The 18,401-nt window shown below is 37.6% G+C and carries 12 protein-coding genes; all 12 read left to right on the top strand.

The window, feature by feature from the left end; translation table 11 throughout:
- Positions 1-112 precede the first annotated feature (112 nt).
- Positions 113-2,458 carry a glucosaminidase domain-containing protein gene (locus NSS81_RS08335; protein ID WP_342433036.1) on the top strand — a complete coding sequence of 782 codons (2,346 nt, stop codon included), beginning with the start codon at positions 113-115 and terminating at the stop codon, positions 2,456-2,458.
- 153 nt (positions 2,459-2,611) lie between these two features.
- A complete protein-coding gene (locus NSS81_RS08330; RefSeq protein WP_342433035.1) occupies positions 2,612-4,336 on the top strand; it encodes a M14 family zinc carboxypeptidase in 1,725 nt (574 codons plus the stop codon).
- A gap of 118 nt (positions 4,337-4,454) precedes the next feature.
- Positions 4,455-6,335: a phosphotransferase gene (locus NSS81_RS08325; protein ID WP_342433034.1), complete on the top strand. Its 1,881-nt coding sequence runs from the start codon at positions 4,455-4,457 to the stop codon at positions 6,333-6,335.
- The gene (locus NSS81_RS08320) at positions 6,319-7,290 is read left to right on the top strand and encodes a DMT family transporter (RefSeq protein ID WP_342433033.1); all 972 of its coding nucleotides are present in this window, start codon (positions 6,319-6,321) and stop codon (positions 7,288-7,290) included. The genes NSS81_RS08325 and NSS81_RS08320 overlap by 17 nt, the downstream gene beginning before the upstream one ends.
- Entirely contained in the window at positions 7,290-7,979 is a 690-nt protein-coding gene (locus NSS81_RS08315; protein ID WP_342433032.1) for an NTP transferase domain-containing protein, read from the top strand. Before NSS81_RS08320 ends, NSS81_RS08315 begins: the two co-directional genes overlap by 1 nt.
- Positions 7,980-8,136: 157 nt before the next feature.
- The gene (locus tag NSS81_RS08310) at positions 8,137-9,750 is read left to right on the top strand and encodes a glucosaminidase domain-containing protein (RefSeq protein WP_342433031.1); all 1,614 of its coding nucleotides are present in this window, start codon (positions 8,137-8,139) and stop codon (positions 9,748-9,750) included.
- 206 nt (positions 9,751-9,956) lie between these two features.
- On the top strand, positions 9,957-11,912 hold the full coding sequence (locus tag NSS81_RS08305) for a leucine-rich repeat domain-containing protein (RefSeq protein ID WP_342433030.1): 1,956 nt from the start codon (positions 9,957-9,959) through the stop codon (positions 11,910-11,912).
- A gap of 239 nt (positions 11,913-12,151) precedes the next feature.
- Positions 12,152-12,955: an NlpC/P60 family protein gene (locus tag NSS81_RS08300; protein WP_342433029.1), complete on the top strand. Its 804-nt coding sequence runs from the start codon at positions 12,152-12,154 to the stop codon at positions 12,953-12,955.
- 227 nt (positions 12,956-13,182) lie between these two features.
- Positions 13,183-15,117 carry a metallophosphoesterase gene (locus NSS81_RS08295; RefSeq protein WP_342433028.1) on the top strand — a complete coding sequence of 645 codons (1,935 nt, stop codon included), beginning with the start codon at positions 13,183-13,185 and terminating at the stop codon, positions 15,115-15,117.
- A 372-nt stretch (positions 15,118-15,489) separates the two neighbouring features.
- Positions 15,490-16,767 (top strand): nucleotide sugar dehydrogenase, encoded by a 1,278-nt coding sequence (locus NSS81_RS08290; RefSeq protein ID WP_342433974.1) that lies wholly within the window; start codon positions 15,490-15,492, stop codon positions 16,765-16,767.
- Between the two features lie 84 nt (positions 16,768-16,851).
- Entirely contained in the window at positions 16,852-17,559 is a 708-nt protein-coding gene (locus NSS81_RS08285; RefSeq protein ID WP_342433027.1) for a WecB/TagA/CpsF family glycosyltransferase, read from the top strand.
- 45 nt (positions 17,560-17,604) lie between these two features.
- Positions 17,605-18,363, top strand: a complete 759-nt coding sequence (locus NSS81_RS08280) for a LicD family protein (RefSeq protein ID WP_342433026.1) — start codon at positions 17,605-17,607, stop codon at positions 18,361-18,363.
- The last annotated feature ends 38 nt before the right edge of the window (positions 18,364-18,401 follow it).

The raw sequence follows: 18,401 nt of genomic DNA, 5'->3' as shown, positions 1-18,401 counted from the left end.
AATCCCGATCTATTGTTTATCCTCTATATTAGATGTTTTAGCTATTTTTAAATAATTTCCTAGAGTTAGAGAGAAAAATACTAGAGATATATTGTTTAGGAGGAAAGAGAATTTGAAAAAAAGACGAATAATAGCGTTAGCTTTGGCTGGGATGTTGTTTACCTCAACTGCCGATGCAAGTGGGACGTATACCTGGAAGCTGCAAAACAGTAATTGGTACTACCTGACATCTACTGGTAAAACAGTTACTGGTTGGGTAAAGGATAGAAATGTATGGTACTTTTTAGGTAGTAATGGTGCAATGAAAACTGGCTGGCTGTTGGACAAAAATTCATGGTATTACTTAGATAAGAATAGTGGTGCAATGAAAACTGGCTGGGTAATTGATGCTGGCAAATGGTACTTTCTTTCGACTAGCGGTGCGATGAAAACAGGTTGGGTCTATACTGGTGATAGTTGGTATTTCCTTGATAAAAGCGGTGCAATGAAAACAGGTTGGGTCTTTACTGGTGATAGTTGGTATTTTCTTGATAAAAGCGGTGCAATGAAAACAGGTTGGCTTGATGATGGCACGGCTAAATATTATTTAAGCTCAAGCGGTGCAATGGTTACTGGTCAAAAATTAATTGACGGAAAACCTTTCGAATTTGCCCCGTCAGGTTCAATGGTCACAACAACCGTTGGTTGGTTTCAAGATGGTACAACACGCTTATATATTAATGCTGATGGATCGTTGCATACAGGCTGGCTGACAGAAGAAGACAAGACCTATTTCTTTAATGAAAATGGCCGTGTTATTACAGGCTGGTTGACCGACGAAAATATGAGGTATTATTTCGGAGCCGATGGTGTAATGGTAACTGGCTTGCAAACGATTGGCGGTCAAGTTTACTATTTTGGAACCGATGGTGTCATGCAAACTGGCTGGCTGAGTGAAGCAAATAAAACCTATTATTTTGGATCAGATGGTGCTGCTCATAAAGGCTGGTTTACAGAAGACCAAAAAACCTATTACTTCAATGCCGATGGTTCAATGCAAACGGGTTGGCTGACTGAAGGCGGAAAGATGTTTTACTTTGGTAACGATGGCGTAATGCAGACTGGTTGGTTAACAGATAGTGAAAAGCGTTACTTCCTTGGATCGGATGGAGCAGCAAAAATTGGCTGGTTTAACGATACAATTAATAGTTACTATTTTGGTACAAATGCAGAAATGTTAACAGGCTGGGTGTTAGATAATAATAATTGGTATTACCTAAATGCCGATGGCCCGATGGTTAAAGGCTGGATTTTGTCCAATCAAAAATGGTATTTCCTTAATAACAATGGGATCATGCAAACAGGCTGGTTATTAGACGGGGGATATTGGTATTATTTAAACACTAAAGGCGATATGCATATTGGTTGGATCTTAGTGGATAGTAAATGGTACTACTTAGATGCAAAAGGCAAGATGGTAACGGGTCAACAGATAATTGGCGGCAAAACATATGTGTTTTTCGATAATGGCGCGTTAAACGAAGGGCCAATTATTACTAAAACAAACTATAGTGTCACACTTGAGCAAATGGTCGATATCCAAATAAAGCTGAAGGATAGTCCGCAAACGGATAAATATCGCAACAGTAAAGCCTATGTTCATAGTGACTATATTACCGTTGATCCAGCGACCCCAACGAAGGGGATTGTCAACACGAATATCTTAAATGTTAGAGAAGCAACTAATGTCACCTCGCACATTTTTGGGATCTTAAAACTAGGCGATGCTGTCACGATTAAAACAACGGTAGGAGCTTGGCATGAGATTGCATATAACACGTGGCGGAATGCGAAACCAGAGGATGTTTCAACTTACGTTAACCCAGCAAATATTAGCTCAACTAGTGCAGAATACTTCCAATTCTTGATTCTTAATAAGAATGCGGGGACAAGTGCGAAAGAATTGAATGAGAAAACTTTGGCTGGAAAAGGAATTCTTGATGGGAAAGCTGGAGCATTTATTGAGGGAAGCTTAAAATATAATGTAAATGAAATTTATCTTATTTCCCATGCCTTGCTTGAAACCGGGAATGGCCTTTCAAATCTTGCTAAAGGAATTCTCGTTGATTCGGTGGATGGAGTGTCGGTAACACCTAGAACGGTTTTCAATATGTATGGTATTGGTGCTGTTGATCTCAACCCTGAAAAATTAGGAGCTGAATATGCCTATAAAATGGGCTGGTTCACTCCTGAATTAGCAATTATTGGTGGCGCAGAATTTATTGGAGAAAAATATATCAACCATCCAACCCATCAACAGAACACCCTTTATAAAATGAGATGGAATCCTGCAAATCCTGGCGTTCATCAATATGCCACAGATATTGGCTGGGCAACAAAGCAAGTATTTAATATAAAAAGAATCTATGATTCTATTAATAACTACACATTGTATTATGATATTCCACTATTTAAATAGGCATAAAGGCTGAGCTCATTCGAGCAAGGCCTCTTTTTTTTTGGGTAATTTTAAACCTTATTTTAAGAGTTTTGCTATGTTATCATTTAAAAGGCCAATGATTAATAGGAAAATTATTTCCTAGTTTACTATTTTAAGAGGGGAGTGGAGGAAGTGAAAAAAATCCTTTCCACAATTATACTATTCAATATGTTAGCTTTTTCGATGCAAGGAATAGCTAGCGCAGAATCAAGGATTTCAGGCGACCTTCAAGATCCCGTCAGTCAAATTGAATCATCCACTTCGACTACTGATCCTGTTATGGATTCAGTAGCAGCTGAATCGGTCCCGACACCATCTGCACCTGTTAATCAACCAACGCAGACAAATTCAACAACCAGTGAAACAACAGGTGAAACAACTAAGGACGAAACAACCATCTCAAAAAGCGGAATGGTTACGGAAGATGGAATAACCTTTTACTACAATCCGGATACAGGCGTCATGCAAACTGGATGGGTGCTTGATAATGGTAAATGGTATTATTTTGACCTGCAAACAGGTGCGATGAAAAAGGGGTGGGTGTTTGATCAAAAGTGGTATTATCTCAACGGAAATGGTGAGATGAAAACCGACTGGATCTATGATCAAAATAAGTGGTACTACTTAAATAAGAGCGGTGCAATGCAGACAGATTGGGTATTCGTTGGTAACAAATGGTACTACTTAAATAAGAGTGGCGCAATGCAAACCGACTGGGTATTTGCTGGTAACAAGTGGTACTATCTTGAGACGAGCGGGGCAATGAAAACAGGCTGGTTACTCTACCAAAAGAATTGGTACTTCCTTAAGGAATCCGGTGCAATGGCGATTGGATGGTATTTGGTGGGTGACCTTTGGTTCTATTCTTATTCAAGCGGTATCATGGCAAAAAACACTACGGTACAAGGATATATTTTCGGCAATAGTGGTGCATGGATACCAGATCTGGTAAGTCCAAAACAGGTTTATTCTCACTCCGACATGGTTGCGGACATTAATGAGTTAAAGTCCAGTTACCCCGGTTTTATTAAAACAGAAATCATCGGGCAGTCCGTGGATGGCAGAAATCTTTATGCGGTAAAAATTGGGAAAGGTGAAAAGGAGATTTTTATCAATGGTTCCCACCATGCCCGCGAGCATATGACCACAAATGTGTTAATGGAAATGCTCGATGAATATGCCAAAACATATGCTTATAATGGTACATTTAATGGTTACAAGGTGCGTGAGCTATTGAACCAGGTTTCCATATGGTTTGTACCAATGGTCAATCCTGATGGCGTCATGCTTGTTCAGGAAGGTGCGAAAACAGCAAAAAATCCACAATATGTCCTAAACTTAAATGGAAACAAGACCGACTTTTCTGCTTGGAAGGCAAATATTCGTGGGGTCGATTTAAACCGTCAATATCCTGCTGATTGGAATTTGATTACTGGTGATACAGGAAAGCCAGGACCGTCTAACTTTAAAGGATACCAACCGTTAAGCGAGCCGGAGGTAAAAGCGCTTGTCACATTTACAAAAGCACATCAATTTAAAATTGCAGTGGCCTATCATTCCTCAGGTCGTATCCTTTATTGGGAATACAAACAGTCCGCGGCTGATAGACAGCGGGATTATCAAATTGCCTTGAAGTATGCTAACCTAACTGGCTATAGTCTTATGTATCAAGGAGCAAATCCAATCTATGGTGGGTATTCGGATTGGTTTATCCAAGAAACGAAGATGCCGGGCTTCACCCCGGAAATTTCGACGTATACGTATAACAAGCCAGTGCCAATTGCTAACTTTGATAGCATTTGGAGGGAAAACCAATCAGCTGGCCTGCTAATGGCATATGAAGCGTTAAATTTGTAAATAATACTATGGAGATAGAATTCCTTCTATCTCCATTTTTTTGTTTACAGACATAGAGGATTATTATACAATAAAAAAAGGATTCAAAAATTGAATGCATTAGGGAAGGGGAGGCAGCATGGAACAGCACTTATTTCAATTATTAGAGGCAATAAATCAAAATGCAAATCTTAATCAAAAGAGAATGGCCGAGATTTGTGGGATTTCTATCGGCAAGGTTAATTATCTTATTCATGATTTAACGATTGGCAATTATATATATAGTGAAAAAACTGGTAGGAATATTCGCTACTTTTTAACACAAAAAGGCATCGACTTTTTACATAGTGGCATCGAGGCCTATCAGGACAAAAAGGTTAACATCCACCAAGAACCAGTTACAGAAATTAAACAGGCGGTTATTTTAGCTGCAGGGACTAGAAAAGATTTCCCTCATCCAGCAGGCTTAATGGAGATTGATGGAATTTCATTATTAAAAAGAAATCTCGATATTCTCCAAGAGAATGGAATTAACGACATTGTTATTGTAACGGGATACAAACGTGAAGCGCTTGAAGAACTCGCTGAATTTAGCCATTATCAATTTGTAAATAATCCAAAATACAAATGGACTGGTTCCATGGCATCCTTAGCGCTGGCACAGGATGTAGTTAAAGGTGATTTTCTTTTAATCGAAGATGATATTTTAATCGAGGAACGGGCAATAAAGGAACTTTTAACCTACCCACAGCGAGATTGTATCTTGATTGCAAATGAGAGTGGATCTGGTGATGAGGCATTTGTTGAAATCAAGAATGGCTATCTTCATAAAATCTCTAAGGATAAGCATCAGTTTAATAAAATAGACGGTGAAATGGTTGGGGTTAGTAAACTTTCCTACGAGGTTTATACGAAAATGGTTACCGAGTATAAGCAAAATAATAAAAACCCGTTCATGCATTATGAATACATGCTCCTCGATATTTCAAGGCATTACAAGATTGGCTACTTAAAAATGCTTAATCTGTATTGGGGCGAACTTGATAGTTTACAGCATTATGATGTAATTACAAAAAATGTCTATCCAATCTTAAAACGAAAAGAAGCCGAATTTAGGGAAATTCTCATTAAAAGTCATTTAATGGAGGCTCTTGATTTAGCCTATGAGGATATTGGGGATATTCAGCCGTTTGGCGGGATGACGAATAAGAACTTTAAGGTAGTTTTTAAGGGTAAAGAGTATGTGTTAAGGATTCCGGGGAATGGGACGGAATCGATGATTAACCGGAAAGAGGAAAAGGTTAATGCCGCACTTGCCAGTAAATTGGGTCTTGATGCAGAGTTGGTCTACTTTAATGATGAAACGGGTGTGAAAATTGCTGAGTTGATTCCTGAGGCAGAAACACTAACGCCAAAAATGGCGAAGCGACAGGATATAATGGAGCAAACAACAGCCATTTTTAGAACGCTTCACTCGGCAAATATCCAAATGGCCAATCGTTTTGATGTATTTGAACTAATCGAGAAGTACGAACAGTTGATGAACGAAGCGAATGCACTGCCCTATGAGAACTATGGAGAGGCAAGGGCACAGGTCATGGCTTTAAAAGAATATTATCAGGGAATGAGTATTCAACTTACTCCTTGTCATAATGATGCACTACCACAAAATATGGTGAAAAGTGGCGAAGACAAACTCTATTTAATTGACTGGGAATATAGCGGCATGAACGATCCAATATGGGATCTTGCTTGGCACGCAATGGAAAGTGACCTAACTTCAGAGGAAGAAGAGTTATTTTTAACGCTTTATTTGCAGAAGGATGAAATACCTGATGAAGTTCAGCAACGGATGATTATCAACAAAATTTTCCAAGATTTCCTCTGGACAATTTGGACGATTATTAAAGAAGCAAAGGGAGACGATTTTGGTACGTACGGGATTGATCTCTTAAATAGATGTAGAAAGAATTTAAACCACCACTTAGTAAGGGAGATGCTTTATGAACTTAAAAAATAAGGGAACTTATTTCGGATTGATATCGGGATTTACCTGGGCGCTTGATACGGTATTAATCGGAATAATATTATCCTCAACCTTGCTCGTGTCGACGGAGCAAATCATTTTTTTGGCCCCATTAGTTAGTACCTTTTTCCATGATTTATTATCGAGTCTTTGGATGATGGTATATATGACAATTAGAGGAGAGTTTAAAGTTCCTTTTAAAAAAATCGCCACGCGGAGTGGCCGATTCGTTATGCTAGGTGCCTTGCTTGGAGGGCCGATAGGGATGACTGGTTATGTCCTTGCAGTAAAATATTTAGGTGCCTCACTATCGGCATCGATTTCCGCTATTTATCCAGCGGTTGGTGCCTTTTTTGCCTTCTTCCTTCTAAAGGACCGATTAACAATAAAGAACTGGATTGGTTTGTTTATTAGTATCTTATTTATTTTCCTATTAGGATTTTCTGGGGGAGCCCCGTCACCTAGCTATGTTCTTGGATTCTCTTTTATCCTGTTATGTATCTTTGGCTGGGGAATGGAATGTGTGATCCTTGCGTACGGAATGAAGGATGATGAAATTTCGCCAGAACAGGCATTACAGATCCGCCAATTGGTTTCAGCAGTTACCTATGCTGTTTTGATCTTACCTATTTTCAAAGCGTATCCACTTGTTGGCGAAGTAATTGTCAGCAGTGAATTTTTCTTAATCGCCTTAATTGCCCTCTCAGGAACAGCATCGTATGTGTTCTATTACAAAGCGATTTACACCATGGGGCCAACAAGAGCAATGGCCTTAAACATTACCTATTCGGCTTGGGCGATTATTTTAAGTTTTTTCATTTTAGGTACTCCGATTACTGCAAAGCTTGTCATTTTTAGTATAATGATTTTAGTCGGCTCGATTATTACAGTGGCATCACCAGAAGAACTGAAATGGAAGAATATTATTAAAGGGTGGAGAGCAGCATAATGAAGGCAATATTACTTGCAGCAGGAATGGGTACACGATTACGACCTCTAACATTAACAACACCTAAATCGCTTACAGTGGTTAATGGAAAGCCAATGCTTGAAAGACAAGTGGAATATTTACAAGAGATTGGTGTCGAAGAAATCATCGTGGTTACTGGTTACCTAAAGGAAAAATTTGAGTATTTAAAAGAAAAGTATGGTGTCACACTCGTCCATAATGATAAATACGACGTTTATAACAATATGTACACGATGTATTTAGTCAGGGAATACCTTTCAGATGCGTATGTTATTGATGCGGATGTCTACTTACATCGTAATTTCCTATTGAAAAATCCATCAACATCAATGTATTTTAGCGCCAGGAAGCCAGAGTTCAAGGCTGAGTGGATGATTCGCTACGATGATAACTACAAGGTGACGGATATCGAGGTTGGTGATGGGGATCATGAGTATATTCTCTGCGGTGTTTCTTACTGGTCAGAACAAGATGGTCGATATATTGTCGAAAAATTGGAAGAAGCTATTAAAAGTGACAACTTTAAGGAGTTCTGGTGGGATGGAATTGTAAAAGATAATATTCGTGATTTAAATGTTTACCTACAGGAAATACATCCTAGTGATAGTTATGAAATTGACTCTTTGGAGGATTTAGAAAAAGTGAATAAAATTTTGGAACAACAATAACGGACACTTTGTGTTCGTTTTTTTTTGCGTAAAACCAGGTACATCGTGTAAAAAGAGAGTTACTTGGTTTTACAGGATAAACAACCTTAAACAATGAAAATGTAAATAAAGGAATGATAGAATAGTAGAATACTACATAAGATTGAGGGGAATAAAAATGAGTAGAATAGTTTTTCGTAGTTTCCTACTGGCATTTCTATTTTTGGGGGTATTTACTAGTAACGGATTAGCTGAGGAAACGGTACAAAATACTCAAATGAGTGTTACGTCGATAAAATTACCAGTTTATCGGAATTTTGAAGAGCTTTCAGACCATCGGATTCATTTGGCCGATGGTTATGATTGGTTAGCGGAATTGTCATTTAATGATAAGATTACTGTACTAAGTGAAAAAGAATATGCAGCCAAAATTATGATGCAAGATGGCACGATTGGCTGGGTTCATAAGGATTATTTGCGGAATAGTGTGATGAACCAAACCTGGTTGGTTAAAGAATGGAGAAATTTGCGGGAGGGACCTGGTACGTCCTATCCAATTAAGAGACAGGTACCCGACCAATCAAAAGTAATCGTTCTTGATTATCATAAGGCTGCCAACTATTATAAGATACAAACAGAAGATGGGGAACAGGGTTGGATTTATGGGTTCTACCAAGGGGAAAAAAATGGTGAATTTATTGATTATCGGGCTGGCAGTAATGTTATCCCGTATGATTTTGAAAGTGAAGGAAAAGTAACAAACAAGATCACCATTTTCACTCCACTTAATACACTTTCTACCATAACGGCTAATCAGATTAACCAGTTCATTAACTATAAAACAAAAGGTAACGAGTCGTTAATGAAGGATAGGGGATCCGCTTATATTGAAGCGCAAAAAGTGACCGGCTTAAATGCTGTCTATCTTCTTGCCCATTCAGGGGTCGAGTCAAAATGGGGAACTTCCGACATTGTCAAAAATAAAAATAATTTCTATGGGATTGGAGCGGTGGACTCTCAGCCTGGAGAAGGCGCCAATCAATTTCCAACACCCGAAGAGGGTATTATTAAAGGGGCTACTTGGATTAAAGAAAATTATGTAAGTCGGAATCAATCCATTGTGGACTTCCCAATTCCACAACCAACACTGGATAATATGAGATTTAATAGCAATTTGCATCAATACTCAACGGATGAAGCATGGGCAGGGAAAATTGCTTTTATTGCAAAGGAGTTTTATGACTTCACATTTGCAAGGGGCTGGCAATTTATTGACAGTAAATGGTACTTTTTCAATAATGATGGGACCAACAAAACGAACTGGCTTCTCGATAACGGGAAATGGTACTATCTTGATCAATCAGGAGTTATGTTAACAGGCTGGCAGTTTATTAATGGTAAGTGGTATTTCCTAAACCAGGCAGGCGATATGAAAACAGGCTGGTTGTACTCAGGTGGTAAGTGGTATTTCCTAAACCAGAATGGTGACATGAAAACAGGCTGGTTGTCTTCTGGCGGAAAGTGGTATTTCCTAAACCAGAATGGTGACATGAAAACAGGCTGGTTGCCCTCTGGCGGAAAGTGGTATTTCCTAAATAGTGCCGGTGATATGAAAACAGGTTGGTTTGATACTGGTGGTAAGTGGTATTTCCTTGATACTAGTGGTGCCATGTTAACAGGCTGGAAAATCTCCGGAGGTAAATGGTATTACCTCTATAGTGATGGTTCCATGGCCAAAAATACAACAATCAACGGCTATAAACTAAACGGTAGTGGAGCATGGATCCAATAAAAAATGAAACAAAAAAGCAAAACTATGGTTTTGCTTTTTTTTATGGAAGGAAGTAATTTTCCTGTGTAGATGGTTCTACAAATTAATACCTACCTCCCCAATTTACCGCAAAATATATACCAAATGTAGGTGAAATTTCAATTATTTACTACAAAAATCGGATTATTTGGTATAATAGACCTAATTTAATTGGGAGGTTAATAGAGATGAAGAAAATCAGCAAATTAATGCTAGTCTTCGTACTTCTGCTTTCATTTATGGCACCATTAAGTACGAAAGCAGCAGAGCAGACATCTACGAAAGTAGAAGAACCAGCACTAGGCAGTGAAGGAACAGTTCCCAGTGTAGAGCCGTTGACTGATACAATGGAAACAGAATCAGCAACAGAACCACAAGAAGAGCCACAAACAGAACCACAAGCAGAGACACAAACAGAACCACAAACAGAAACAGAATCTTCAGAGGTTCCTGTTAAAGAACACTCGACACAGGAAGTGATTAAGGAGCCTGTAAAGCAAGAACCTACAGTAAGCAGTGAAACAACACAGGAAGAAAATGTTACTACTCAAGGTTTCTATACTGAGGTTACCTTTAATGATGCTGATTTAGAGCAAGCAGTAAGGACTGAATTAGGACTTGGGGACTATGAGACAATTACTGAAGGCACTATGGAGCAGCTTATATACCTAAATGCTATCGATTTAAATATTAGCGACCTAAAAGGGTTGGAATATGCTATTAACTTATCTTATCTTGATTTGTCATATAACAATATTAGCGATTTAACTCCGATTAGTGGGTTGAACAATTTAACTTCTTTACAATTATCATATAATGCTATTTCGAATATTTCTGCGTTAAGCAATCTTACTAGCTTAGAAGATTTAAGTCTTTGGACAAATAATATTAGCAATATTTCTGCATTATCTAGTCTAACATCGTTAGTCACTCTAGATTTAGATGAAAATATTATTGCGAATGTGGAGCCATTAAGTGGGCTTTATAATTTAAAAACATTATATCTATCCTTTAATCCTATAACGAACATAGGTCCATTACAATTATTAACTGGCTTAGATTATTTATCTTTATGGGAAATGCCGTCCCTAGATTTATCTTCGGGTTCAGCGGCAATGCAAGTAATTAACTACTTACAATCAAATGGTGTTGAAGTTGGTTATAATGAAGCTCCTGAAGAAGGTATTGTTGGCTGGTATTTTGACGGCTACGATTGGTATTACTATGACGAAAACAGCAACAAAGTTAAAGGTTGGTTAAAATACAATACTAAATGGTACTATTTAGATACTTATGACGGTGCCATGGCTACAGGCTCCTATGAAATTGATGGATCCATGTATTACTTCAATAATACTGGTATGATGCAAACAGGTTGGGTGGAATTAGACTATACATGGTTCTACTTCAATTCTTACGGGAAAATGGTTACCGATGATTGGGTATTAAGCGGTGGAAAATGGTATTTTATGAACTACTATGGTGAAATGTTAACAGGTTCCCAAGAGATTGGTAATTCATATTACTTATTTGCAGATAATGGCGTAATGAAATCAAACGGTTGGGTCACAGATGGATATTATTGGTACTATAGTAGTAAAACTGGTAGGCTTCAAACTGGTTGGCTTTCATCTGGTGGAAAGTGGTACTACTTAGATCCATACTACTATGGTGAAATGGTAACAGGTGCAACTAATGTAGGCGGAACCAATTACTTTTTTGATAAACATGGTGTTATGAAAGCAAATGGTTGGTATTCTGATGGATATGATTGGTATTATGCTAAAAGTAATGGTGCACTATACAGTAATGAATGGTTAAAATTAAACGGAAAGTGGTATTACTTTAGTTCATACGGTTATATGCTTTCTGATGGCAGATACTATATTAATGATACGCTTTACCATTTCCATAAAAATGGTACGATGGCAACAGGTTGGGTAAAATTAAGCGGTTCACAGAATGCGTGGAGTTTTTACAAGAGTAACGGAACAGCACAGTATGGCTGGTTGTTATCTGGTGGAAAATGGTATTACTTTAACAATTACGGCTTCATGTTATATGATACCTATCTCACATATGGATTTACAGTCTATTTCTTCAATGCTAATGGAGTATGGGTTGATTCAAGAGTAATCTATTAATAAAAGATTTCAATAAAACGGGCAGGACTTTTCCTGCCCGTTTATTTTTTGTAAAGAATACATCCTAATTTAGGACATGTTTCCCATATTTTTAAGAAATATAGTTGAATAGGTCGGAAAAGGTCATTTTTTGAAATATTTCTGTAACACTAATAATAACTAACTGTAAATTAACTCTAGTAAATTCTGTGAGATACTATTAATAATAGAAAAAGAGATTGAAAGACGCGGAGGATATCATGAAAAAATTAATATTCAGTGGTTTACTAACATGTTCTTTACTCTTAAGTGGATTAATAGCCGAGCAGAAAACAGAAGCAGCATCCATTGGGGAAACGGTTAGTAATGTTGCCCTTAGTGTTAAAGGTGTACCATATTCATGGGGTGGAACGACTACAAGTGGATTTGATTGCTCAGGTTTAGTTAATTATGCATATAAACAAGCAGGAGTATCGTTACCGCGAACATCTGCAGATTTATATAATTATGGACAAGTAGTTTCGAAAGGTAACTTAACAGAAGGCGATTTAGTTTTTTTTAGTACATACAAAGCAGGTCCTTCCCATGTAGGGATTTATTTAAGTGATAATCAATTCATTCATGCTTCTAATAGTGGTGTTACCGTTGATTCATTAACGAGCAGGTACTGGAGTGGGGCATATTATGGCGCGAAAAGAGTATACACCCAAACTGGATGGGTTAAATCAAATAGTACTTGGTACTATTATAATCAAGGTGAAATGAAAACAGGCTGGCTTTACACTGGCGGGAAATGGTATTACTTAGCATCTGATGGTTCCATGAAAACAAACTGGGTTAAAGTAAATGGTTCATGGTACTTTTTAACTGCAAACGGTGATATGAAAACAGGTTGGGTATATGTGAATAATGAGTGGTATTATCTTGCGGGTAATGGTGCCATGAAAACAGGCTGGATTTGGTCCAATAATAAATCCTATTATTTAAAGTCTGATGGTTCGATGGCAAAAGATACAATCATCGATGGATATGTAGTAGGATCCGATGGGGCTTGGATACAATAAATATAATAAAAAGATACAAAAAAGAAGCTGGGCACCCCAGCTTCTTTTTTTATAATAGTCTATTAAACTATGGTCATGGGAATAAATTGTTTATTTGGGTAGTGATAGCCGAAACTGTGCAAAGTGTTGATTAGATACTGAGTGTCTTGTAATTTTTTGGAATATAGGATAAAATTTTTAATGAAGAAAAATAGAATGATATTATACGTATCGAGGGAAGAAAGGAAATGTTACTCCTGAAAAATAGATTACTTGCCATTTTACTACTCTTGGGTATCTTTATTTGTATAGGGCCTTTCCAATCAACGCATGCAGAAACGGTAAATCAAATAGATGAACCTATTCTTCAGTTTCCAGTGTTTAGCGATGTTCACATAGGTGGTGAATCAGAGAAGGAAAAGTTTATTAGGGCGCTAACAGACTATCAAAGAATGGCTCCGAACTATCAAGCAATTGTGATGTTGGGGGATTTAACAAACTTTGGTGCTGAAAAGGAATATGATGTTTTTAATATGATAGTAAACTCATATATAAACCCTAGTGCTGATAAAGTAATCACAATTGGAAACCATGAATATATGGAAGGGCAGTTCGCACCTCAAGGATTGGATGAAGAACTTTATCGAAATAGATTTTTGAATAAAACAGGTATGCCAGGAATAGAGTCGCAAGTTTATTATGATAAATGGGTAGAAGGCTACCACTTTATTGCTATGGGGACTGAGGGGTATTTAACTCCAGATATCAAAGACCACGCTGAAATTTCAGAAAAGCAATATACCTGGCTTGAAAAAAGATTGGCGGAAAATGCTGACCCAGCGAAACCAATCTTTGTCTTTTTGCATCAACCCATTGATCAAACAGTGTATGGTAGTGAAAAATGGGGTGCTGGATTTACAGATACTCGGCTAAAGGATATATTGAACCAATATCCGCAGGTTATCCTGTTTTCGGGACATTCCCATTATTTATTAAACCATCCAAGAGCCATTTATCAGGATGGTTTTACAATGGTAAACACTGGTTCTGTTGCTTATAGCTATTCTGACCTAGGATATAATCAGCTCTCACAGGGGTTACTTGTAAATGTGTATCCTGATCGGGTAGAGATTAAAGCAAGGGAATTTACCAACAATACATGGATTCAAACATTTCAAGTAAAAACACCTTATGAAAAAACTTACAAGGATATATCAAAACCATATTTTATGCAGGGGTCAATGGTGGAAATCAAGGAAAATGAAAAAGGCAACCTCGTTACTCTTTCATGGGATGCTGCAAGGGATAATACGCTTGTTGATAAATATGTAATTAAACATGATGGTAAAGTGGTCCAGACAATCCCTACAAAATTCTGGGAAAATGGCGAACTAAAACAAGTTGACGGGAAAATTCCTAATTTAACTCCTGATACCGAATACAATTTTAAACTATTTGCAGTAGATGCATGGAATAATGAATCACTTAATTCCTTGCCGATAGCCTTCAAAACTTCAACCGCTGTTGGATGGATGATGGTGGACGGAGAGTGGCGATTTTATGATGGTGGAAAAAGTGTCACTGGCTGGAAGTATATTGATGGACATTGGTTCTTATTCCTTAATGATGGGAAAATGCACACTGGCTGGTATTCCGAGGGCTCACAGTCATATTATCTGAATAAAAGTGGCTATATGCAGATAGGATGGAAGGATATCGATGGTAAATCGTACTATTTTGGACTTAATGGTGCAATAAAGACAGGTTGGATCTATGATTCTAATAAGTGGTATTACCTGAACAGTGATAGCAGTCTTAAGCTTGGTTGGTTTCTCGATGGAGGGAAATGGTACTTCCTAAAGTCAGATGGAATGAAAACTGGCTGGGAAAAGTTTGACAACGATAAATGGTATTTCTTTAATAGTAGTGGAGCGATGCAGACTGGCTGGATCCTATCAAATGGTAGATGGTATTATCTAGGTAATAACGGAATAATGAAAACTGGCTGGGTTTTAGTAGGTAATACATGGTATTACTTGGAATCTAGTGGAGGAATGAAAACTGGCTGGTTGTTAGAAAAAGGGAAATGGTATTACCTTATGAATGATGGGAGCATGCAGACCGATTGGGCAAAAATTAATCACGTATGGTATTACTTTTCGAGTTATGGTGTATTAACATAGCCTTTCATACTCTAATGAAAGAGGTTGGCCAAATTCCACATTGGTCAACCTCTTGTGTTTTGGGATACAACCATCACTGAAAAAAGAGCATTTTCTCTATATGAGTTAATCACTTACCATCTTAATTAGCATATGCTAAAACGTTGATATCCTTTTGGTATATTCATTAGTAATTCTTACAGTTATGTGAAAAAATAAACAAAAGATGTATAATTCGACATCCTTTGCGGCTATTAGTTTCCTTTCAATATATTTTTTGTTACAATAAGTTGTAAAAATAATTAATATCATAGATATTGCGAGTAGACTATCTCGCAAAAGTGAATTATAAAATTATCAACATTTAATGATTAGGTTTGGAAAGGAAGTCACATAATGAATAAAATTTGTGTCGTTGGTCTTGGCTATATCGGTCTCCCAACATCTGTTATGTTTGCAAATAATGGGATTCAGGTTCATGGTGTAGACGTTAATGCTACGGCCGTTGAAAAAATCCAAAATAAACAGCTTCATATCGAAGAAAATGGATTGGAGGAAAGGCTGATTGCGGCAATTGACAGTGGCAATCTAACTGCTTCAACAACACCAGAAAAAGCAGATGTTTTTATTATTGCAGTGCCTTCACCTATCAATTCTGATAAAACGGCAGATATGAAGTATGTTGAAGCTGCTACAAGGACGATTGTTCCTTATTTGGAAAAAGGTAACCTTGTCATTCTCGAATCAACTGTACCTCCTCGTACTGTAGAGGATGTCATGCTCCCAATATTAAAAGAAAGCGGACTGGATATTGGAACTGATTTATTGGTGTCGCATTCACCAGAAAGAGTTATTCCAGGACGTGTTTTTGAAGAGTTAGTCAACAATAGTCGAATTGTCGGTGGGATTAACGAAGAGTCTTCTGAGAAAACAGCAGAGCTATACCGGGCATTTGTAAAAGGAGAAATTTTCTTAACGGATGCGACCACAGCTGAAATGGTAAAAGTAATCGAAAATACCTACCGTGATGTAAACATTGCCTTTGCTAATGAACTGGCTCGTGTTAGTGAAACGATCGGGGTTAATGTTTGGGATGCAATTAAACTTGCAAATCATCATCCGCGTGTAAACATTCACCTTCCTGGGCCAGGAGTGGGTGGACATTGTATTGCGGTTGACCCATGGTTCCTTGTTGAACTTGATAAAGGAAATGCAAATATAATCCACCTTGCTCGAAAAACGAATGACTCGATGCCACATTATGTTGCCAATAAAGTAAAAGCAATTTGCGATGAGTATCAGATACTTAACCCGAAAGTTGCTGTGTTAGGTTTATCGTTCAAGGCAAACATTGATGATATGCGTGAAAGTCCTTCGCTTGAAGTGATTCGTCAATTAAATGAATTGAATCTCGAATTGACCGCTTTTGATCCACATATACACGAACAGAAGATTCCACAGCAAGCATTAAAGCTGGAGGAAGCATTAAAACATGCTGATATCGTGTTGGTATTGACTGAACATGAAGAATTAAAAATTCTTGATCCAAAGCTAACGGCTAATCTTGTCCGGTCAAAAATTGTTTTTGATGCAAAGAATTGTCTTCCACGTGAGGCTTGGGTGAAAGCAGGATTTGATGTGAGGGTATTAGGAGATTCTAAGCATAGCTAATGAGCAATTTATGAGCAAGTTAACGCTAGTAAAGTCGCAGCTCGTTTAATGTGAGAATCCTAACTGAATAACAGGTGGTATGATATGAAAGAAAACTTTCTCGGGGTTGATGTTTGTAATTATGATTATGACCAACTAGCCTCGTTATTAATGAAGGATATTGAAAATAAAAAGAAGTCATTTATTGTGGCAATTAATCCAGAAAAAATTATGAAAGCACAGGAAGATAAGGAATTAACAAAGCTTCTGAACCGTGCTGATTATCAAATTCCGGATGGTATTGGAGTTATTTTGGCATCTAAGCTAAAGGGCGGCCAGGTGAAGAGTCGTGTAACAGGAATAGATATGATGCTGAAAATCTGTCAAACTGCGGCTGAACAAGGGAAAAGGATTTTTCTATACGGTGGAAAGCCAGGAGTGGCCGATGCGGCAAAGCGGGAACTTGAAAAGCAATTCACTGGGATTCAAATTGTTGGTACCTTACATGGCTATGAGAAAGATGAAAAAGTCATCATAGATACAATTAATCAGCATCAACCAGAGGTAATGTTTGTCGCCTTAGGCAGTCCAGCTCAAGAATATTGGATTGTCAATCATATGGATAAAGTGACACCCTTTGTTTTTCAAGGGGTTGGCGGTTCATATGATGTTATTTCAGGGAATCTTAAACGAGCGCCACAGCTTTTCCAATCACTGGGACTCGAATGGTTCTATCGCCTTGTTAAGGAACCATGGCGTTTGAAACGGCAGCTTATTTTACCGAAATTCCTGTTAAAAACGATAAAGAAATAACCATATTGCCTTTTCTCAGCATATATGAGGAGAGGCTTTTCATTCATGGAGAGAAGGGAGAAAGAAGCAATGATTGTTGACAATCTAATTAAACAATTACGGGCAAGCAAATTTTACCGTGTTGCTAAAAGTAATCCTGTATTAATTAAAATGAAAAGAAAATATGACAAAGTCCAATACGATAAACAGAAGAATAGTGTCCATCTCCACGGTTCAACCATCCTAAAACTTATGAAGGAAGGCTTTGCCGAAATTGGCGAGGAATTCTGGCTTGATTATGGTACCTTACTTGGGGCTGTTCGGGAAAAGGACTTTATTGCGCATGATAAGGACCTGGACATTGGCTGCTTTGATTTTGATGACGAAAAGAAGGACAAATTGGTTAACATCTTAGAGAAAAAGGGTGTAAAGCTGTATAAACAATATGAAATGGATGGAAAGATTTTTGAGCAAGCATTTCATTATAATGGCTTACATATTGATGTATTTTATTATTGGAAACAAAGCGAAAACATTGTCTGGTGTTACTTCGGTGAAATTGGTACAAAAATGGAGTTTGAAAATCGTCCAAAGTACCAAATTGCCAAAGGTTATCTTACCTCTAAAGTGACAGCCCATTTTACAGGGTTAATGGACTATGGATTTAAAGGGGAAACATATAAAATCCCAGTTAATTATGATGAGTATTTAATTGATAACTACGGGACAACTTACATGCAAATAGATGAAGGTTGGTCATCTGGTGAATCCCCAACCAACCTTGAAGTGGTTGATAAGGATGTAATAGTTAAGGAATATATATAAAAGGGCTGTCCCAGTGGACTGTCCCTTACTTTTTGATT

Source organism: Neobacillus sp. FSL H8-0543 (assembly GCF_038592905.1).
Classification (GTDB): domain Bacteria; phylum Bacillota; class Bacilli; order Bacillales; family Cytobacillaceae; genus Neobacillus.
This window is presented reverse-complemented; position numbering and strand designations above follow the sequence as displayed.